The organism is Bacillus sp. VT 712 (genome assembly GCF_001614195.1).
GTDB classification, from domain to species: Bacteria; Bacillota; Bacilli; order Bacillales; family Bacillaceae_H; genus Priestia; species Priestia flexa.
In genome coordinates this window covers 1-515 of the sequence record NZ_LWBK01000101.1, presented here as the reverse complement: position 1 = coordinate 515, position 515 = coordinate 1, and the positions used below count along the sequence as shown (strand labels likewise).

Sequence of the window (515 nt, the reverse complement as noted above, 5' to 3'; positions counted from 1 at the left end):
ATAAATGGTGCAACTTGCGTTGCGTTATTTATTGGTTTGATTAAAGAAAAGTTTCACTTTTCCTCAGCTATTACTGTTATCTAGTTTTCAAAGAACAATCGCACTCAAAATTCTTCTTATCTAATAAGAAGAAAGTGATGTACTTTCTATTAAATGAGAGATTGAACTCTCAAAACTGAACAAAGCTTCAAAACGTACGTCTTGTCTAGCTACGGCTCCTAGTCATTCGACCGTTTCACTTTTGTCAATGACACCAAATAACGGTTACCCTGTCAAAAGCTCCAACGCTTTTCATGACTAAACAATCGCCTTCGCTTTTCATGTAAAAATCCTTAGAAAGGAGGTGATCCAGCCGCACCTTCCGATACGGCTACCTTGTTACGACTTCACCCCAATCATCTGTCCCACCTTAGGCGGCTGGCTCCATAAAGGTTACCCCACCGACTTCGGGTGTTACAAACTCTCGTGGTGTGACGGGCGGTGTGTACAAGGCCCGGGAACGTATTCACCGCGGC

General features: G+C 43.1%; 1 rRNA gene. It reads right to left on the bottom strand.

Annotated features, from left to right (window positions below):
• Positions 1-336: 336 nt before the first annotated feature.
• Positions 337-515: ribosomal RNA gene (locus A2U94_RS20170) — 16S ribosomal RNA — on the bottom strand; the annotation flags it as partial.